This window comes from Escherichia sp. AM3 (genome assembly GCF_032029835.1).
Classification (GTDB): Bacteria; Pseudomonadota; Gammaproteobacteria; order Enterobacterales; family Enterobacteriaceae; genus Escherichia; species Escherichia coli.
The window spans coordinates 1-322 of sequence record NZ_JAVUPQ010000763.1 but is presented as its reverse complement, the minus strand read 5'-3'; the positions used below and the strand labels follow the sequence as shown (position 1 = coordinate 322).

The window sequence follows — 322 nt, the reverse complement described above, 5'->3', positions numbered from 1 at the left end:
ATCGATGACATTTACTGCGAGGCGGAGTATCGCGAAGCCACGCCGGAATTTCGCGCCGCGCACGGTATCTGGGTGTCATGGGGTGGTGACAGTTTTCAGGTTCAGCCTGGTATCCGCAGGCTGACCGACGAAGACCGGGCAGCAGAAGAACAGGCGCGTCAGGAACGTGAAAGTAAAGTGATCACATACACCACGCCTGAAATCCCCGCTGATGCCTATCCGGCAACGCTGGTTAAGGCCATGTCTGCGGAGCGCACTCTTGCCGTTCAGGCCGAACTGGCGGGTCGTCCCGACGTGTCGGTGGCGCTGCTGACGTGGACAC

Annotated in this window: 1 pseudogene; it reads left to right on the top strand. The window is 59.9% G+C overall.

Features of this window, described 5'->3' with window-relative positions:
- A pseudogene (locus tag RTW80_RS28250) lies at positions 1-322 on the top strand (nuclease); the annotation flags it as partial.